This window comes from Chitinophaga fulva (assembly GCF_012927205.1).
In the GTDB taxonomy this organism is placed as follows: domain Bacteria; phylum Bacteroidota; class Bacteroidia; order Chitinophagales; family Chitinophagaceae; genus Chitinophaga; species Chitinophaga fulva.
In genome coordinates, this window is record NZ_JABBGC010000001.1 from 3,456,824 (window position 1) to 3,475,641 (window position 18,818).

Here is an 18,818-nt window from a genome sequence, read left to right on the forward strand (position 1 = left end):
ACATTCGCGTTAGATGCGGATATTCCTGCGTTTACGATTTAAATCACTCGTTTGACAAAAAAGAGTGAAAATTGACTTGATTAGTTAGTAACTTCATATTGTAAATGTACTTTTTGCTTTAACCTATTTTTCCGGTGCGCCTTTCCAGGAGCACCTTTTTCATTTGAGAATTTTGTTATTTAGATATTTGATTGGCTTTATTGGCCAGAACCCTTGCCTCCACACAATAAACAAATAACCAAATATTTAAATTTCTAAATGAGCAATGGATTTGCCCGCCAAAAATAGGCGTTTTCCGTTTCTTGATTTTGCTGCGCAGTGAAATCCTTCTCCAATTTTCGTCCAGTCTTTGCCGCCGTTCACAGAAATATCCGTGCCGGAGGTGCCGGTAGTGACCAGTATCTGCGGGGTAAGCCAGGCAACAGCTGATTTGAAACCACCTGGCGCCGTGCGGGGGCTGGTCCAGGTGCGGCCGCCATCGCTGGTAAGCAGACAGTTTTGTTGACGAATAGTGTCTTTTCTGTAGTCGCCGCCGACTACGATGCCGGTACGGTTATTCAGAAATGCCACGGAAAAGGCGCCGGTGCTGGGTTGTCCCTGAAGCAGCGGCAGCGGCGTGCTGCTCCAGCGGGAGCCGGACAGCTGATGGAGGCGCGATACGGTGCCGCCGGTAACAAAGACGGTCAGCCCCTTGCGGGCGATGAGACTGGTGCCGCTGGCAGCGAAAATAGATTCTCCGGCAACAGCTTCGGGAGATTGCGCCGGTGTATCCAATTGCCAGGTATGGCCGCCGTCGTGCGTGCGGAGCACCGTAAAATGTTGCTGCAGCGGATCGCCGATGGCAATGCCTTCCTGCTCATTATAAAAAACAACGGCATCGAAGAAAATGCCGGGCGTAGCATTGAAATATACCCGCTTCCAGGACTGGCCGCCATCTTCCGTAAGGAATACATGGGCCGGCTCTCCGGCATTGATCACCACTGCTTTTTGATCGTTAAAGGCGTAGAGGGACCGCCAGTCGCAGCTATCACATGCCTTTATCTGATGCCATTCCCAGCTGTTGCCACCGTTGATGCTGCGGCCTACCATGCCACCAGTGCCGGAAGCCCATACTACGTCGTCACTCACGGCACTGAGGCCCCGTATGCTTTTCAGAGGAGGCTGCGCCTCCAACTGGCGTATTTGATAGTGCCGGTCATTTTGTGCCGATGCCCGCAGGCATATGGTTGTCAGCATCAGCAATAACAAGCTACGGGTCAGGATTTGTTTCGCGAAAATCATCGGCCTGAAAGCACCGGAAAACGAAAGTTGCGTGTAATAGAAAAGTATGGGCATTAATTATAATATTTATTTCCAATCTGTTAAACCGCAAGAAAAATACAAAATAGCTACAAAGTGTGGCGTAGAATTATATATTTGCAAAAACAGCCTAAACCAGCTTACTATCAATAACTAAATCAGCGTGCTTTATTCCCGCCACTTGAAAAGACTTTTTCACCTGAGCCTATGCGCCCTTCTGTTGGGCACCAGCATGCTATACGCGCAAGAGAAGCCGTATATTTTTGACAGCTACAGCGTAAATGACGGGCTTTCCCAAAGTACAGTCTTCGATATCACACAGGACGATCAGGGGTTTCTCTGGATTGCCACCCGTGATGGTATCAACCGTTTCGACGGATATACTTTCAACGAATACCGTTACAAGCCCAGTTCCCAGCTAAGAGCGGGAGAGGGGAAGGGAGAACTGGTACCCCGCGGCAGCAATGGTAACCGGGCGGTGATCAACCGGTTTGACCTGAAAGGATATAAAGGATACTCTTTCTACCGCGACAGCCGTCATCAGCTGTTGCTGGCCCATAACAATGGTATCAGCCTCTACGATAAATACCGTAATAATTTCCGCAGCGTATTGGTAGACACCTCTAATGTGAATGCACAGGAACGGGATGCCAACGTCAAATTCAGGATATTGGGCGAAGACCCCGCTACCCGGAGCATTTGGGTATGGCGGCCCATGAAAGGTCTCTATGTACTGGACGACAGCACTTACGCTACCCGCCGTATTATCTTGTATCCGCCTCAGTTTCAGCGAATGGGCATTATCCCTTCTGCGCTGCTGAAAGACGGTAATACCATTTGGATGAGCGGCGACGAAGGGGAACTGCTGGCCCTTGATATTAAAACGCTGCGGCTGCAAACCTACTGTCTGCCAGGTGTGGGCAAAAGCCCTATCATGCGCAACCTGAATGCGGATTCCCTGTTGATCGTCAGCGAAGGCCACATTATCGTCTTCAACAAACGCCGGAATAAATTCAGCGATCTGAGCTATGACTACCGCAATGAATGGGGGGATGCCTTTACGCCTATTGTGATGGAGATCGATCATGAAGGCAACGCCTGGATCGGTGGAACGGACGGTATTCTGATCTATAGCATCGCACGCAATGAAATTATCCGGCATATCGTGAGCTTCAATACTTTTGAAACACGCTCCTTTAACCTCGTCAGCTATCTCTACCGTGATGGCTCCGATAATATGTGGGTCGGCACTGACGGGGACGGACTGAAAAAATATTCTCCGCATAAAAAGGTGTTCAACCTGTACCGTTCTCCCTATATCTCCCATAATATGGTACAGGCCGTGTATAAACACGACGATGGTAAGCTGTATGTGGGCCTGATGCGTGACGGACTGAACATCTACGGGGATCAGGGCAAATTCCTGGAGCGTATCAGCAATGAGTTGTATCCGCATAAGTTTCCTGGCAACGATCTGGGAGCTATCTGTCGCGAAAATTTTGAGCACCTGTGGCTGCACTTTGCCGGGATGCATATCGGGTTGTTCAATGTGCAAACCAAAGGCTTCAGGGACCTGACCGCTAAGGTGGAGGCGTTGAAACTGCCACCACAGAAAGACCCGTTCCCCTTCCTGTTCAAGCGGGCCAATGGAGAGTTGTATTTTAATTATGGCCGTTACCTGTTGCGTTTTGAAGAACATGGCGGGTTTGATTATACTGTGTCTGTAGTACATGATTTCCAGGATGAAATGCTGACCACCTACTTCGAAGACCATATGGGCAATCAGTATGTGGGTACCAAGTCGGCCTTGTATATCAGGCATTTGGCAGAATCTCAATGGCGGTATGTGAAGTTGCCGGAAGGCACCACTGTAAAGGGGATCAACAAAACACCACACAAAGAACTGCTGATAGCGACCAGTAAGGGGTTGTTTGTATATGATGCTTCAGAGCGACTGAAAACACATTATAACAGCTACGACTATCCGAAACTGATCAATGATTACATGTATGGTGTGTTGCTGGATGATAAAGACCGTATCTGGGTGAGCCATAACAAAGGTGTTACACAGATCAACCCGGTAACCCGGGAAATCACCACGTTTAATCATGAAGACGGGCTGCAGTCAAACGAGTTCAACACCGGCGCCTTTTATAAGTCTATTGACGGGGAGTTGTTTTTTGGCGGTACCCGTGGCGTAAATGGTTTTTATCCGAAAGATTTCCGGAAAAACCCGTTCAATTCCAAGGTGATCATCCGCAGGATGGAAGTGCTGGACAAGCCTTATGAGTCCGATACCGCTATCTCGTTGCTGAAGCGGGTGGAGCTGCCGTACAATCAGAATACGATTGCCATAGAGTTTGTGCCGCTGGAATATACCAATCCGTTGAAAAACAAGGTGCAGTATAAGCTGGAAGGTGCGGATGAAGACTGGGTGGAAGCTGGTACGTTCAGGATGGCGCGTTATACAAACCTGCATCCGGGCAGTTATGTGTTTAAAGTAAAGGCCTCCAATAATGATGACAGCTGGAATACCACGCCTACCATGCTGGAGATACAGATCAGGATACCGTTCTGGCAATCGTTGTGGTTTAGATTTTTATTATTGTTGTTGCTGTTAGGCATTGCATATTATTTCTCCACGTTGTATCTTGATTATAAAATAAGGCATGAGAAACTGAAACTGGAGAAAGAGCAGGCAGTAGATCAAGAGCGGGCGCGTATTTCCAGTGATATGCACGATGATTTGGGGTCTGGTTTGTCCACGATCAGGCTGCTGAGTGAAATAGCCAAAAGAAAGATACCGGATACATCACAAACGAAAGAGATTGAGCGAATCAGTGAAACCGCCGGGGAGATGATCGACAAGATGAGTGAAATCATCTGGGCGATGAATTCCTCCAATGATTCCCTGGCCAATCTGATCGCGTATATGCGCAGTTTTGCTGCCGATTTCCTGGAGCATGCGCACATCTCGCATCAGTTTTTCTTCCCTGAAGTTATTCCGGACATCAAACTTAGCGGCGGTACGCGGCGGAACATTTACCTGGCCGTAAAGGAATCGTTGCATAACGTGGTAAAACATGCCAAGGCTACCGAGGTAATTATAGAAGTGAAAATGCATAAAAACATGACGATCATGATCAAAGACAATGGCAAAGGGTTTGACCAGGAGAAAGTCCGTTTGTTTGGCAATGGCTTGAAAAATATTCAGAAGCGGATGATGGCTGTGGGTGGTAATGCAGATATTACTTCCAACAATGGAACAATAGTTTTTCTCGATATCCCACTAAATTAACATACATTTGTTTTAAGTAACATTTAAGTGTTATAATTCCTATAAACATGACGGTATACTCAAAGAAGAAGTCCCAGGATAACATGGACATCATTTCTATTGCAATAGTAGAAGATAACCATGATATCCGCACGGCTATGGAATTGCTGATTAATGGTTCTGACGGTTATGCCTGTGTTGGCACCTTCAATAATGCAGAAACCGCGCTGGAGCAAATCCCTCAATTACTGCCTAACGTAGTACTGATGGATTTTAATCTCCCAGGTGGGATGAATGGTATTGAATGTATTGCCCGGTTGAAAGCAGAGTACCAGGATATGCAGTTTATGATGCTCACTGTATATGAAGATGATGACAAAATTTTCATGGCACTGGAAGCCGGTGCAAGTGGGTACATCCTCAAAAAAACCTCTCCCGGTGAGCTGTTGGAAGCCATCAGGGACTTGCATGAAGGTGGTTCACCTATGAGCTCACAGATTGCCAGAAGGGTAGTGGCCTTTTTCCAGAAACAAGCCAAACCTAATCCGGCACTGGAAGCATTGACCACCCGCGAAAAAGAAATCCTGGACCAGTTGTCCAAAGGGTTCCTCTATAAGGAAATTGCCAGCAACCTGTTTATCAGTATAGAAACAGTGAGACGGCACGTTCATAATATTTACGAGAAACTGCACGTCCGTAGCAGGACCGATGCGGTAAATAAATACTACAACCGCTAAATGCATCAGGGCTGACCAAAAAGTTGTAAAAGGCTTTTTAGGTTGGCCTTAGTTAATTTGCAGGTTGGGTAATTAATAAATACAGAAAATGGCAATTGAAGTGAACAGGGATGCCAACTTGAGCGGAGATCCATACGAGAATTTTCGGGCGTTATTGCAGCAGTCTCTGGTCTATCCTACTACGTATACTTTTAAGTTCATCGTTAAGGCAGCAGAAGAAGAAAAAATCGCTGAGCTGGAGTCGGTATTTGCCGGTGCTTCCGCGATGATCACTGCTATCAATTCATCCAACGGGAAATACAGGTCATTTACCATAAAGACACAGGTGCAGGATGAAGAAGAGGTGATCAATTATTATAAAGAGGTGTCGAAGATCGACGCTGTAATTATGTTATAAAGACCGTACGTTTTAATATTTTATAAGTGAAGCGATTATTGTTCTACTTTCCTGTGAACCCACTGGCGAAAAATGCAGGCAATGTGACCAGGGCGTTAGGTTTCCTGGAATATTTCAAGAAAAGGAACCTGGAGGTCGATTTTGTATCTGAAAAACATTGGGGCACTTTTACCGCTGAAGGAATAGCGGGATTGAAGGAAATAGGCCTCGTAAACGAGGTATACCTGCTGGAACGGAAACCGAAGAAAAAGGATCCGGTTTCCTATTTTTTTGGATATAAACTGAAGAACAAGTCATTCATCAGGAAGACCAATCCGAAAGGGGGGATTCTTAACCGGGTAACTTTACATCTGCAGCAGCAGTTCAATGATTTGCTTTCCCAAACGCATTACGATTATATTATCATCAGCTATGCTTTCTGGGCAGACCTGATCTATAAAAATCCCCTCGCTGCCAAATCTCTGACCATCATAGATACACATGACCTGGAATCTTCACTGCTGCAGCATGAAGATGGGTTTGACGTAAGTGTGGCGCTGGGCGATGAATTAAGGCGCCTGGAACTTTATGACCAGGTATGGGCTATTTCACCTGAAGAGTCTTATTTCTTTTCACAGTTCCTGGGTGATCGCGTGAAATATATTCCCATGATGTTGCCTGATCCCATACCGGTCAGCAGCAGCTCAAATCCGGAATTTGATCTGGTGTATGTAGCCAGTGATAACGCTAAAAATGTAATGTCGGCTGCCTGGTTCTTTGATGAAGTGTATCCGTTGTTGTCTCCCGGCATCAGGCTGGCGGTGGTAGGTTCCATTACTGCGCATGTGCCAAAGGACCTGCCAAATGTAACGCAGATGCCCTATGTTGAGCATCTTGAAACCATATATGTCAATGCCCGTGTAGCATTATCGCCCATGCTGGAAGGAACAGGGGTGAAAGTAAAAGTGGTGGAGGCCTTGTCACACGGTCTGCCGGTAGTATGTACGGAAAGAGGAACGGATGGCCTGCCGTTTAAAAGCAACAACGGCTGCCTGGTAGCTGAAACGCCCGGCCAGTTTGCACAATTCGTAGATCAACTTTTACAGGATACTGACTTCTATAAAAAGCAATGCGAAATGGCAAAGAACACTTTCCAGCAATGTTTCTCCACAGCGGAAGTATCCAAGCGCCTTGATACGGCATTGTCAATTACCGGATGAGGGCCTGTCGAAGGCGTATTTTTTTTCATAAGTCCTGAAGTACCGGTTTGCCAGCCACGGACTGATCCTGCTCAGGAATAAGCCGATTTGAAGAACGGGGACCCTCTTTCTATAAGTCTTATGGAGGGATGCTTTCTGCCATCCCAGGTCTGTACTGTGTTTTTGCAACAGTTTTATAAAGGCGCGGTAAGCTTCCTTTCCTGCAGTGTTGCTATACCTGTACAATTCGAAATAACCACCGTAAATGATCACACGGGCATTGTGGTAACGCATGAAATCGTTGCGGTATTCAGACCATATGCCTTTGGAACGGAGGAATGATTTCATTAGCTGGTCGGCCTGGTAAAAGAGCGCTACTTTATCTGCCCTGAAGCCGCTGTTCATGGTAGAAGCTTCTCCTTCCGTTCCCCTTTGAAGATAGTAGTACAGAAAACCGCTGATACACGCAAGCCTGGTGGCGTAATAAACCGCTTCCAGCATAAAAGGGGAGTCTTCAAAGATGCGCTGACGGAAACGGATGTTGTGGGTTTCGATCAGTGAACGTTTGTATAGCTTGCCCAGGGTAGCAGTATTAAGTGCTTCTTTTCTTACCGTGTTTTCAGCAAGAAAACAGGAGATGAGGTCTTCATGATGAAGTACGGAAGGGGCGTGTTCGAATTTGTATAGTTCTTCCAGTTTTCCATCTTGCTTTTTAACACTCTTGTAGCCAAAACAAACTATTTCTGCATTCTCCTTCAACGCCGCTTCAACTGCCCGTTCCAGGGTTACGGGGTCCATCCAGTCGTCACCATCCAGGAAGATGACGAATTCACCTGTAGCATGATCCAGCCCCTTGTTCCTGGCTGCTCCCTGCCCGGCATTTTCCTGTTGCAAGCACCTGATGTTCGGGTATTTTTCCGCTGCCGCCTGTAAGATCTCCAACGACCTGTCTGTAGAACCGTCGTTAATAAAGATCAACTCCGTATTGGAATAAGTTTGTCCAACCAGCGATTGGATGGTATTTTCCAGATATGGAGCAAGGTTGTAGACCGGGACGATTACTGTTACTAACGGAGATGGCATCCTGAAATATTTTATGGCTGGTTTACCTTTAAAGCAGCATCAATTCGTTGGTATACTTTTTCGGCTGCAAATGTTTTCCTGAATGAAGCGGCACTAAATGCACTTTGTTCAGCAAATAATGCAGGATCAGTCAGCAGGCGGATAATGTGATCTGCAAAACCAGCAGGGCTTTCCGATACGAGGCAGCCATTGTCTGTTTTTTCCGGTAGTCCGTCCAGTCCCCGTTCGTTACAAACAACAGGCTTCCCGTAGGAGAAGGCTTCCAGTACTTTTATTTTAACGCCGGTGCCAGCCAGCATAGGACATATCACCACCTTCGACGCCAGGTAATAGTCGCTCAGGTCTTCCACAAACGGAAGGTAGGTTACATTGCTGAGGCCCTGTGGAATATGCGCATTGATCTTTCCTATTATGCAGAGATGGTACGACTGCGGCAATAACGGGTACACTTTATCAAAGAACCAGACGGCTGACTTTTTATTGTTCTCATTGTCTGATGCTACATAGATAACATCGTATTTCTTTTCTGTCCGGCCATCGTCTTGCCTTGGCTCTTCCACCATAGTAGGGATGTAGAGCGTTTCTTTCTTAATGAACTGGCTGAAAAAATAATTCTCTTCACCTGAACAGGCCCATATCTGGTCGTACAGCGAAAGTCTTCTGATCTCGTCTCCCAGTGCTGCACCCACGTTTACGTTGTTATCCAGCTGGTGTTGTGAAGCCATCAGGTCATGTGTGTCCATGATGGTGCATGCGTCGCCGATTAACGGGTTGTCTTTAATCAGGTCTGCATAGTAAGCGTAGGAGATGATAATATAGTCGTATTTATTTTGTTGGAGCAGTTTGTCGAATTCCTTACGCAGATGCAGGTTCACGAGGTTAGGCAAGCCACCTTTTATAGGGTTGAGCTTACGGTTGAACAGCATGTGCGGCAACTTGTATTGAAAAAAGTAAACAAGCGGATTTTTTTTAGGAGGCTTGCGGAACCAGAACCAGGCATTTTCTACAAACCCGCTGTTTCTCACCATTTCCATTTCTTCGGGTGTTATCTTCTCCCAGTCGCCCTGGCGGGAAACCAGGTCTACTTTCATACCCCTGCTTTTAAAGTACCGGAGAAGGGTGATAGCCCGGGTTTGGGCGCCACTTTGCCGGCCGATAGGGTTATAAGGAAAGAAGTATAAAATGCGTTGCTGTTTAGACATGCTTATGGTGATTTACAAGATTAGTGTTTGTTGGCGCCGGTATAGTTAAGTGCTTTATCCAGCTTTTTGTATACGTTGGCTGCTGCGAAATTATTGCTGAACGAAGCGGCACTCAGTTCGCTCTGCGCTGTATGAAAGGCTTTATCTTCCAGCAATTTCAATATATAACCGGCAAACTCCTGTGGGTCCTGCGTTACGAGGCATCCGCAATTGTTTTTGTCCGGTAGTCCATCCATTCCTCTTTCGTTGCATACAACAGGTAATCCATATAACATGGCTTCCACCACCTTTATTTTCACACCTGTTCCTGAGAGCATAGGACATATCACCACGTTGGATTGCAGGTAATATTCGCTGAGGTCTTCTGCAAACGGGACCAGGGTGATATTTTTGTGGCCATCCGGGATAAAACGGGAGATAGAGCCGACCACACAAAGAGTTACGTGGTCAGGGACGAACGGAAATACCTGCTTGAAGAACCAGTCGGCCGCCGCAAGATTATGCGGGTTATGTGAGGCCACATAGATCAGGTCATATTTCTTTGGAACATCCTTCTTTATATTCGCCGGTTCTTCCACCATGGTCGGAATATATTTCACCTGGTTTTTCAGGAACTGGCTGAAGAAATAATTTTCTTCAGGAGAACATAACCATACCTGGTTGAACCGGGATAACCTTTTTAATTCATCACCCAATGCTATTCCCCGCTCTACGCCTTTGTCGTGCTGGTGCTGCGCTGCCAGCAGATCGTGGGTGTCGGCAATGGTAATGGCATTTCCAATACGTGGGTTATCCTTAATGAGGTCTGCCCAATAGGCATAACTGACAATGATATAATCGTACTGCTGCTGTTCCAGTATTTTATTGAACTTTTCCTGTAAATAAGGGCTTACATGGTTAGGGATCGCACCTTTTACATTGTAAAGCAGTTTAGGCAGTTTATAGGAGAAAAGATATTGGAAAAAATTTTTCTTTGCCGGCTTCCTGGGATAAAACCATGCATTCCTCACTTGTCCGCTTTCCCTGAATGCTTTTATATTTTCGTCTGACGTTACGCCCCAATAGTCGGTCAACGAAAAGAAATCAACCTCCATGCCCCGTTCCTTAAAATACTTTAGCAACGTAATTACACGGGTTTGTGCGCCACTGGTTTTCTCTATCGGATTTAAAGGAAAAGTGAAAAGGATTTTACTCATGTCAGGCTTACGATAATAAATTCGCGCAAAGCTAGAGAAAATAATGTAAATATTCTAAATGTTTGTTTTGTAGCTTGTTAGATATGTTTATTGATTTAATAAATATACTTTTCCAGTAAGTAATATTGGAGACAGGGGGGAACCGGGAGCTAATGGGCATTCATTTCAAAAGTGATCGGGGAGGTATTATTAAAACGAGGAGGGGGCGTAGAAGTTACAGGGGTATATTATTTAACATGGACAAATATCGTTCAAATAAAATTTGGAGCTGAGCTAAAAGCCCTTTTTGACTTTTAGCTCAGCCCCTTATAGTTCTTTACTTCGTTGCGTGTTTACGCAATAAGTGAGCACAGAGTACCACTGCGGCAATAAGAAGACATGCCGTTTTGAATAACAGACCAGTTTTCATAGGATGGGATTGTATGGTTAAATAATGTTTCCCTGTGTACAAAAACATGACACTCCTCTGAAGGCGATAGCCAGACTGATGCTCTTTTGTTGATAATAATGTAGGAAGACCTTGCTGTGTGTGACGAATTACCGCATCATTTGCCAGGAATCAAATTTCCGGATGAGGCGGAGGAATTTATTACCGATATTGTTTTCCTGTTCCCGGCGGATCATGTAAGTTGCAATAACTGCCGCGACCAGGGCGATTAAAACGAGAATGATAAAAAGCGTTTTCATAAGGACATAGGTTAGGATGTTTTCAATAAATGTGTCTTTAGTAAATATAATGAATTATTTAAATAAAAAATATTTTTTATAGAAATTGGTGAATAACACAATAAAAAAATCAGATAATATATCGATGTCCCTCCATCTACCCTAAAATTTAACATGATCAATACATTGATAATTAATAATCTAGACATATTGTATAACTAATACTTGGGATGATTCAATGAATCCTTTATTTTTGCCAGCAATCGGATTTTGCTAAAAGATTTAGTATCCTTGCAGCAGCTTTTTAAACCCTAGGAAAATAAATATTTAGGAAACTTTAATATAATATGGCAAACACGGATAAGACGGATAACAAAGATCTATTTGCTTCGTATACGGAAGACTCCATACGGTCACTGGACTGGCGGGAGCACATCCGCCTTCGTCCCGGTATGTACATCGGTAAGCTGGGCGATGGTTCCAGCATGGACGACGGTATCTACATCCTGCTCAAGGAGGTGACCGACAACTGCATCGACGAACATACCATGGGCTTTGGCAAGCAGGTAGACCTGAAAGTGACTGAGCACAGTGTGACCGTGCGCGACTTTGGTCGCGGCATTCCGCTGGGCAAGGTGGTAGACGTGGTGAGCAAGATCAATACCGGCGCCAAATACGACAGCAAGGCCTTCCAGAAATCTGTAGGCCTCAACGGGGTGGGTACCAAAGCGGTGAACGCCCTTTCCAGCTATTTCCGCGTACAGTCGGTGCGTGATGGCCGCATGAAAGTGGCAGAGTTTGAACGCGGCGTACTGGTGAAAGAACACAAGGAAACCGCCACTTCCGAACCCAACGGAACGCTCGTAACCTTCACGCCGGATGATACTGTTTTTAAGAACTATCGTTACATCCCTGAATTCCTCGAAAACCAGATCTGGAACTATTGTTTCCTGAATGCTGGTCTGACAGTGAGTTTCAACGGGAAAAAATACCTCTCCAAAAACGGTCTGCTGGACCTGCTGCAGCGTAAAACCAACGAGGAAGACCTGCGGTATCCCATCATCCACCTGAAAGGAGAAGACATCGAAGTGGCCATCACCCACGAAAACCAATATGGTGAGGAATACTATTCCTTCGTAAACGGTCAGCATACTACCCAGGGCGGTACGCACCTGGCGGCTTTCCGCGAGGCTTTCGTGAAAACGGTGCGTGACTTCTACAAAAAAGATTACGAAGCCACCGACATCCGGTCTTCCATCTGCGCGGCTGTCTCCGTTCGTGTACAGGAACCGGTATTTGAATCCCAGACCAAAACCAAACTGGGCTCACAGGTGGTGTTTGAAGGCGGTCCTTCTGTAAAAGCATTTGTGCTGGACTTCCTTTCCAAACACCTCGACGATTTCCTGCATCGCAATCCTGCTGTGGCCGATGCGATGAAGAAACGCATCGAGCAGAGCGAACGTGAAAGAAAAGAGCTGGCGGGTATTAAAAAACTGGCCAACGAAAGAGCGAAAAAAGCCAATCTGCATAACCGCAAACTGCGTGACTGCCGTTTTCACCTCAACGATGAATTTACCGGCAAAGAGAAAGCTGAACTGGAAACAAAACGGTTGGAAACGACCATCTTCATTACGGAAGGTGACTCCGCCAGCGGTTCCATCACCAAGTCCCGCAATGTGGAAACACAGGCGGTGTTCAGTCTGCGTGGTAAACCGCTGAACAGTTTCGGCCTCACTAAAAAGATCGTATACGAAAACGAGGAGTTTAACCTGCTCCAGCATGCACTCAATATCGAAGAAGGGTTGGAAGCACTGCGCTACAACAACATCGTGGTAGCCACCGATGCCGACGTGGACGGTATGCACATCCGCCTGCTGATACTGACTTTCTTCCTGCAGTTTTTCCCTGACCTGGTGAAAAACGGGCACGTATATATCCTGGAGACACCGTTGTTCCGCGTGCGTAACAAACAGCAGACCATCTACTGTTATTCCGAAGAAGAGAAACAGAAAGCGGTGAAAAAGCTGGGCAACAAACCAGAGATCACCCGATTTAAAGGATTGGGAGAGATTTCTCCGGACGAATTCGGCCGTTTCATTGGTGATGATATCCGCATTGAGCCGATCATCCTGTCTAAAGACATTCACATCCAGAAATTACTGGAATACTACATGGGCAAAAACACCCAGGCCAGACAGGAATTCATTATCAATAACCTGCGGTACGAAAAGGACCTGATTGAAGACGAAATATAAATAAACGAAGATGGGGCTTTTACACATTGTGTTTGGCGAGGCATCCGTGCCGGTATTAACCGAAGCCATCAGCATGGACGAAAAAATGCAGGGCGATCTGCTTTGTTTTGAAGATGATCTGTCTGTTGGCCCGTTGTTTATTCTGGACACCAAAGAAGGACAAGCCAACCGTCGCCAGTGGTGGCAGCAGCTGGCCGCTGTACCGCTGTTGCAGCAACCGGAACAGTTACCGGAACCAACCAGCCAGGAAGCTGCTGCCACACCTGCTGTGGAAGAAGCACCTGGTGATGCGGACAGGCTGAAAGCCCTGAAAACACAGCTGAAAGAAGATCAAACCCTGGAAGTATGGATATGGGCCGGTCAGAATGCCCGCGATGTATGCGGTTATTACTGGCTGGTAAGCCAGCTGTATGATTTTTCAGGCCGCATCTATATCATCTATCTGAATAACCTGCCTTTCCTGAATGAAAAAGGCGCTGTTTTTTATCCTACGCATCTGCACCAGATACTGCCCAAAGAATTCCTGAAGGCGAAAAAACTGGCCAGAGCGGTCTCCCTCGCAGAGTTTGAACTGGATGGAGAAGAATGGCATCGCCTCATGAATGAAAACGCCGGTATCCGGATGCTGGAAGGCGGTAAAAAAATCAAGGGAGAACCCACGCTGTTTTATGACAAGGAACTGCTGGCACAAACCGGTAAAGAGTTTGTCAAAGCATGGCGTGTGGTACAGCAAGTAACCGGCAAACTGAAATATCCGGTGATGGACCAATTCCTGGGATGGCGCCTGAAAGAACTGGTGAAAGAAGGCAAGGTGGAAAGCAAAGGTGACCTGAAAACGATCCGTGACTTTGAAGTGAAGCTGCCGGGAGAAGACAATAACACCGCAAATCCTGTAACGGAATGATAAAAGTAACCACCCTGTCTCTCGCTGGAGAAGACGACCGGGGAAGCAACTACCTCTGGGACTGTACCCGCACCGGAGAATTCATGCTCTGCTACCGGCATGCCGGCAGCAGCAGCGGCCAGCATTACCATACTGGTATCAGCGACAACAAAAATCCGGAGATCATGTTCCTGCTTACCGGTAAAGCACTGATACACTGGTGCCCGGTAGAAGGGGATGAAATCCGCACAATCGAAGTAGTAGCGCCCGCCCGCGTGGAAGTGCCCATCAACATATGGCACCAACTGATCGCCGAAACGGATTGTTGCTTTATAGAACTGAACTCCATGGCCGATGTACAGAAGGACAGCGTGCGCGTTTGGAGAACAGACCTTGAAAAAATGTTTATCGAAAAATAGTAAGCGTATTATACATGGATATGGAAAATATAACATCGGACGAATCGCTGCATAATATCACCCACGTGGGTGGTATGTATGAGAGTTGGTTTCTGGACTATGCATCCTATGTAATCCTGGAGCGTGCCGTACCCAGCGTGGAAGACGGGCTGAAACCCGTACAGCGCCGTATCCTCCACGCCATGAAAGAAATGGATGACGGCCGTTTTAATAAAGTGGCCAACGTGATCGGGCAAACCATGCAGTACCATCCGCATGGTGATGCTTCCATCAGCGACGCCATCGTAAATCTCGGCCAGAAAGACCTGATGATAGATACGCAGGGTAACTGGGGCGACGTTCGCACCGGTGACGATGCGGCGGCTGCAAGGTACATCGAGGCACGCCTTTCCAAGTTCGCACTGGACGTGGCTTTTAATCCCAAAACCACCACCTGGCAGCTGAGCTACGACGGCCGTAAAAACGAACCGCTGGCCCTGCCAATGAAGTTCCCGTTGCTGCTGGCACAGGGCGCTGAAGGTATCGCGGTGGGATTGTCCACCAAAATATTACCGCACAACTTCAACGAACTGATAGACGCCTCCATCAAATATCTTAAAGGAAAGAAATTTGAACTGTTCCCCGACTTCGCTACCGGCGGTATGGTAGACGTAGCCGCCTACAATGACGGCAAACGTGGTGGTAAGGTAAGGGTGCGTGCACATATCGAGGAGAAAGATAAAAAGACGCTGCTGGTCAAAGACGTGCCTTATGGCATCACTACCACCCAGCTGATGGAGTCTATCGTAAAAGCGAACGACAGCGGTAAAATCAAAATCCGCAAAGTGGTGGACAATACCGCCGCTGAAGTGGAAATTGAAGTACAGCTCGCACCTGGTATCTCTCCGGATATTACCATCGATGCTCTCTACGCATTTACCGATTGTGAAATATCCATTTCACCAAACGCCTGCGTGATCGTTGATGATAAACCAAATTTCCTGACAGCCTCCGACCTGCTGAAAGCGTCTGCTGACTTTACAAAAGAACTGCTGAGACAGGAGCTGGAAATCAGGCTGGCAGAATTACAGGATAAATGGCACTATACCTCCCTTGAAAAAATCTTCTTTGAAAAAGGAATTTACAAGGAACTGGAACAGAAGCATAAAGACTGGGAAACGGTGCTGGGTGCGATCGACAAAGGTTTCGCTCCGTACAAAAAACAACTGAAACGCGATATCACCCGCGAAGACATTGTGAAACTCACGGAGAAGCCTGTACGCCGTATCTATCGCCTCGATATCAATGAGCTGAATGAACAGATCAAAGGCCTGGAAGCGGACATCAAACAGGTGAAAAGCGATCTGCAAAATCTCGTGGAATACGCTGTGGCTTATTACGAAGGATTGCAGAAGAAATACGGTAAAGGCCGCGAACGTAAAACAGAAATCAAAACCTTTGATACCATTCAGGTTCAACAGGTGGCCATTGCTAATACCAAGATATACGTAAACCGCGCGGACGGCTTCATCGGTACTTCCCTGAAGAAAGACGAGTTTGTGGCAGACTGCTCCGATCTCGATAATATCATCGTATTCCGTCGCGATGGTAAGATGATGGTCACCAAAGTAGCCGACAAAACCTTTGTGGGCAAGGATATTATTCACGTGGACGTGTTCCGCAAAAATGATGAGCGTACTACCTACAACATGATTTATGTAGAAGGTAAAACCGGCGTAAGCTACGCCAAACGCTTCAACGTTACCGGCGTTACCCGTGACAAGGAATATGATCTGGCGCATAAAGGAGAGAAAAATTCCAAAGTGCACTATTTCACTGCCAACCCGAACGGTGAAGCAGAAGTAGTCACCATCAAGCTGAGCCCGAACTGCTCCGCCCGTAACAAGGAGTTTGACCTGTTCTTTGAAACGATTGCCATCAAAGGCCGTAGCTCTATGGGTAACCAGGTGACCAAATACCCGATCCGTGGCGTGAAATTCAAGGAAAAAGGCGTATCCACCCTGGCCGGCCAGAAAATCTGGTATGATTCAGAAACAGGCCGCCTGAATACAGAGGAGAGAGGCGTGTACATCGGCAGCTTTGAAGGAGAGGATAAAATCTTCGCGGCATTCAAAAACGGTACTTATGAGTTGACAAACTTTGAGCTCACCAACCGTTATGAATCCAACGATGTGGTGTATATCGAGAAATTCAATCCGGAAAAGATTGTAACAGCTATCTATTTTGATTCCGATAAAAAGCAGTTCAACGTAAAACGTTTCCGTATTGAAACGCAGACACTGAACAATAAATTCCTGTTCATTAAGGAAGGCAGCGGTAACTACCTGGAAATGGTCACTACCCATACACAGCCGGTGGTGTTGCTGAAAACCGGCAAGAAACGCAGCCCGGAAGAAGAAGAGATCGATCTCTCCGAATTTGTGGAAGTAACCGGCTGGAGAACAGTAGGTACACGCATCGCAGGAGATGACCTGATCAGTGCAGAGTTGTTGTCCGAAGATGAAGATCCGGACCCGAATGACGACTCACAGGTACAGGGAGAACTGTTTTAATGTAGAGATTTTTTGATTTACGATTTTTTGATTTCGTGAATCACCAGAGCGAATAAAAAAAGAAGACCGAAGCGAATATATTTGCTTCGGTCTTCTTTTTTGTTTGATCTACAAAATCAAAAAATCGTAAATCAAAAAATCCCTAAATATTTTATTGTTTCTTTTTCGTGGGTTGTTTTTTACTGGGTTCGGTCTGAAAATCTTCTGCAGACCGCGGGTTGGTCATACTCTTCTTTTTCTGGTCCAGCGGTTGAGGAACCGGAGCCCCTTTACCTAAAGGGATGGCGTCATGGAATATTTTGTTGACGTGCACCCATTTCCCGCCTTTCCATTTAAAGCCTTCATAGTCCATGTCGGATACGTAGGTGTATTTTTTTGCCGGCTCATTGGTTTCGGAAATCAGGTGATCAAACACGATCATGTCCAGTTCTTTGTTGTAGTTGAGCGTGGCAGTGCTTTCCTTTTTGTATTCGATGATAAGGCGGTTCCGGGAAGGCTTAGGCACTGAGTCTTCTGCATAGCTGAAGAAGGGGCCGCCAAAGACCGGGGTTCCGTTTTTAAAGGTGAGCATTTCCACCAGTTTTTTCTGGCTGCGGGGATTATTGGCGTCCCAGCCGAAGAGGGTGTAATACTCCTGGTTAAAGTAGTGCCGTTGTACGATGTTGTAATACAGGCAGCCATACCAGGCTTTGTTTCCGGCGATGGTGTCTGTATTGGTGATATAGTCTGATATATCAAACAGGGGGAACAGTTTCAGCTGGCCGTCCGGCGTATTCATCTGAATGGCGCCATAGTGGCGGTAAAAGCCTGTTTCCCTTTCCAGTGCCCAGGTGAAGACGCGGAAGCTGCTGTCTTGCGGATATTGTATAGACACGGTACGCAGGGAGTCGAATGGAAACCGGAAAGACCAGGGCGTTTTAAGGGCCCGTACCAGTGCCGGGATAAACTGCTCTGTAGCGGCTTCCCGGCCGGCATCGCCTTTCCCGGCGAATATTTCCCGGCTGAGCAGCTGCAGCGTGTCCTGATCTTTCCGCAGGCGTGCATAGCCGGCGGCATCAGGTCTTTGCGCCCATATACCGGTGACAGGTACAAGGAATAGCAGTGACAGTATTATTTTTTTTATCATATCTATAATACGGTTCTGGCTTTAAATTATTGTATGTCTTGTGCAAACCGCAGCAGGTCGGGATATTTTTTATCGATCAGTGGATTGGGAAAAGGTGTGTCCGGCAAGGTAGTGGCGATGAATACGGTCTGCATACCGGCGTTACGGCCAAACTGCATGTCGCTGAGGGTGTTGCCTGCCATCATGGCTTTGTTGAAATCAATTTCCGGGAAATCGTTTTTTGCCTGCATGGCCATGCCGGCGTTGGGCTTGCGGCATGGGCTGTTGCTTTCCACGTCCGGGCAGAAATAGATCTGGTCTATCCGGCCGCCTGCCAGCTGGATAGCATCCTGCATTTGTGCATGGATTTCCAGCAGACCGTCAACGGTAAGCATTCCACGTCCGATGCAGCGCTGGTTGGTCACCACAAAAATCCGTTCAAAGCGCCGGGCCAGCAGGGGCATAGCTTCCAGCACGCCCTCGCTGAAGCGGAACATGCCGGGATGAAGTACGTACCCGTCTTTTATTTCATCGTTGATAACACCGTCCCGGTCAAGAAAAAGGTACAT

General features: G+C 46.8%; 15 protein-coding genes. 8 read left to right on the top strand and 7 right to left on the bottom strand.

What is annotated here, in order from left to right; all coding sequences use genetic code 11:
• Window positions 1–246: 246 nt before the first annotated feature.
• Window positions 247–1,335 carry a beta propeller repeat protein gene (locus HHL17_RS14105; protein ID WP_169225337.1) on the bottom strand — a complete coding sequence of 363 codons (1,089 nt, stop codon included), beginning with the start codon at window positions 1,333–1,335 and terminating at the stop codon, window positions 247–249.
• Window positions 1,336–1,480: 145 nt separating this feature from the next.
• On the opposite strand from HHL17_RS14105, the gene HHL17_RS14110 reads away from it, so the two are divergent.
• The 4 genes from HHL17_RS14110 to HHL17_RS33830 all read left to right on the top strand — a co-directional run bounded on the left by HHL17_RS14110 (window position 1,481) and on the right by HHL17_RS33830 (window position 6,909).
• Window positions 1,481–4,597, top strand: a complete 3,117-nt coding sequence (locus tag HHL17_RS14110) for a ligand-binding sensor domain-containing protein (protein ID WP_169225338.1) — start codon at window positions 1,481–1,483, stop codon at window positions 4,595–4,597.
• Between the two features lie 47 nt (window positions 4,598–4,644).
• Entirely contained in the window at window positions 4,645–5,313 is a 669-nt protein-coding gene (locus HHL17_RS14115) for a response regulator transcription factor (protein WP_113614132.1), read from the top strand.
• Between the two features lie 88 nt (window positions 5,314–5,401).
• A complete protein-coding gene (locus HHL17_RS14120; RefSeq protein WP_169225339.1) occupies window positions 5,402–5,710 on the top strand; it encodes a DUF493 domain-containing protein in 309 nt (102 codons plus the stop codon).
• 26 nt (window positions 5,711–5,736) lie between these two features.
• Window positions 5,737–6,909, top strand: a complete 1,173-nt coding sequence (locus HHL17_RS33830; RefSeq protein ID WP_169225340.1) for a glycosyltransferase — start codon at window positions 5,737–5,739, stop codon at window positions 6,907–6,909.
• Here the strand turns inward: HHL17_RS33830 and HHL17_RS14130 are convergent.
• The 4 genes from HHL17_RS14130 to HHL17_RS14145 form a co-directional block, all read right to left on the bottom strand.
• Window positions 6,895–7,971, bottom strand: a complete 1,077-nt coding sequence (locus HHL17_RS14130; protein WP_169225341.1) for a glycosyltransferase family 2 protein — start codon at window positions 7,969–7,971, stop codon at window positions 6,895–6,897. The genes HHL17_RS33830 and HHL17_RS14130 overlap by 15 nt on opposite strands.
• 11 nt (window positions 7,972–7,982) lie before the next feature.
• Entirely contained in the window at window positions 7,983–9,173 is a 1,191-nt protein-coding gene (locus HHL17_RS14135) for a glycosyltransferase (protein WP_169225342.1), read from the bottom strand.
• Between the two features lie 20 nt (window positions 9,174–9,193).
• Window positions 9,194–10,369 carry a glycosyltransferase gene (locus HHL17_RS14140; RefSeq protein WP_169225343.1) on the bottom strand — a complete coding sequence of 392 codons (1,176 nt, stop codon included), beginning with the start codon at window positions 10,367–10,369 and terminating at the stop codon, window positions 9,194–9,196.
• A 537-nt stretch (window positions 10,370–10,906) separates the two neighbouring features.
• Window positions 10,907–11,056 (bottom strand): hypothetical protein, encoded by a 150-nt coding sequence (locus HHL17_RS14145; protein WP_168868903.1) that lies wholly within the window; start codon window positions 11,054–11,056, stop codon window positions 10,907–10,909.
• Between the two features lie 326 nt (window positions 11,057–11,382).
• Between HHL17_RS14145 and HHL17_RS14150 the strand changes: the two genes are divergently transcribed.
• From HHL17_RS14150 to HHL17_RS14165, 4 genes are read left to right on the top strand one after another with little or no spacing between them, the layout of a single operon-like run.
• Window positions 11,383–13,290, top strand: coding sequence for a DNA topoisomerase IV subunit B (locus tag HHL17_RS14150; protein WP_169225344.1), 1,908 nt, complete (start codon window positions 11,383–11,385; stop codon window positions 13,288–13,290).
• A 10-nt stretch (window positions 13,291–13,300) separates the two neighbouring features.
• Complete coding sequence (locus HHL17_RS14155; RefSeq protein WP_169225345.1) at window positions 13,301–14,194, top strand: DUF1835 domain-containing protein; 894 nt, start codon at window positions 13,301–13,303, stop codon at window positions 14,192–14,194.
• Window positions 14,191–14,592 (top strand): hypothetical protein, encoded by a 402-nt coding sequence (locus HHL17_RS14160; RefSeq protein WP_169225346.1) that lies wholly within the window; start codon window positions 14,191–14,193, stop codon window positions 14,590–14,592. Before HHL17_RS14155 ends, HHL17_RS14160 begins: the two co-directional genes overlap by 4 nt.
• Before the next feature lie 20 nt (window positions 14,593–14,612).
• Window positions 14,613–17,144 carry a DNA gyrase/topoisomerase IV subunit A gene (locus HHL17_RS14165; RefSeq protein ID WP_240975252.1) on the top strand — a complete coding sequence of 844 codons (2,532 nt, stop codon included), beginning with the start codon at window positions 14,613–14,615 and terminating at the stop codon, window positions 17,142–17,144.
• A gap of 151 nt (window positions 17,145–17,295) precedes the next feature.
• On the opposite strand, the gene HHL17_RS14170 is transcribed toward HHL17_RS14165, so the two are convergent.
• Both HHL17_RS14170 and HHL17_RS14175 read right to left on the bottom strand, forming a co-directional pair.
• Window positions 17,296–18,270, bottom strand: coding sequence for a hypothetical protein (locus HHL17_RS14170; RefSeq protein WP_169225348.1), 975 nt, complete (start codon window positions 18,268–18,270; stop codon window positions 17,296–17,298).
• A 26-nt stretch (window positions 18,271–18,296) separates the two neighbouring features.
• Window positions 18,297–18,818 carry a D-glycero-alpha-D-manno-heptose-1,7-bisphosphate 7-phosphatase gene (locus HHL17_RS14175; protein WP_169225349.1) on the bottom strand — a complete coding sequence of 174 codons (522 nt, stop codon included), beginning with the start codon at window positions 18,816–18,818 and terminating at the stop codon, window positions 18,297–18,299.

Bases quoted from the DNA above. Each gene is read 5' to 3' on its own strand.
- HHL17_RS14105 (WP_169225337.1), bottom strand. From the start codon at position 1,335: ATGCCCATACTTTTCTATTACACGCAACTTTCGTTTTCCGGTGCTTTC.
- HHL17_RS14115 (WP_113614132.1), top strand. From the start codon at position 4,645: ATGACGGTATACTCAAAGAAGAAGTCCCAGGATAACATGGACATCATT.
- HHL17_RS14120 (WP_169225339.1), top strand. From the start codon at position 5,402: ATGGCAATTGAAGTGAACAGGGATGCCAACTTGAGCGGAGATCCATAC.
- HHL17_RS14130 (WP_169225341.1), bottom strand. From the start codon at position 7,971: ATGCCATCTCCGTTAGTAACAGTAATCGTCCCGGTCTACAACCTTGCT.
- HHL17_RS14135 (WP_169225342.1), bottom strand. From the start codon at position 9,173: ATGTCTAAACAGCAACGCATTTTATACTTCTTTCCTTATAACCCTATC.
- HHL17_RS14140 (WP_169225343.1), bottom strand. From the start codon at position 10,369: ATGAGTAAAATCCTTTTCACTTTTCCTTTAAATCCGATAGAGAAAACC.
- HHL17_RS14145 (WP_168868903.1), bottom strand. From the start codon at position 11,056: ATGAAAACGCTTTTTATCATTCTCGTTTTAATCGCCCTGGTCGCGGCA.
- HHL17_RS14150 (WP_169225344.1), top strand. From the start codon at position 11,383: ATGGCAAACACGGATAAGACGGATAACAAAGATCTATTTGCTTCGTAT.
- HHL17_RS14155 (WP_169225345.1), top strand. From the start codon at position 13,301: ATGGGGCTTTTACACATTGTGTTTGGCGAGGCATCCGTGCCGGTATTA.
- HHL17_RS14160 (WP_169225346.1), top strand. From the start codon at position 14,191: ATGATAAAAGTAACCACCCTGTCTCTCGCTGGAGAAGACGACCGGGGA.
- HHL17_RS14165 (WP_240975252.1), top strand. From the start codon at position 14,613: ATGGAAAATATAACATCGGACGAATCGCTGCATAATATCACCCACGTG.
- HHL17_RS14170 (WP_169225348.1), bottom strand. From the start codon at position 18,270: ATGATAAAAAAAATAATACTGTCACTGCTATTCCTTGTACCTGTCACC.
- HHL17_RS14175 (WP_169225349.1), bottom strand. From the start codon at position 18,818: ATGTACCTTTTTCTTGACCGGGACGGTGTTATCAACGATGAAATAAAA.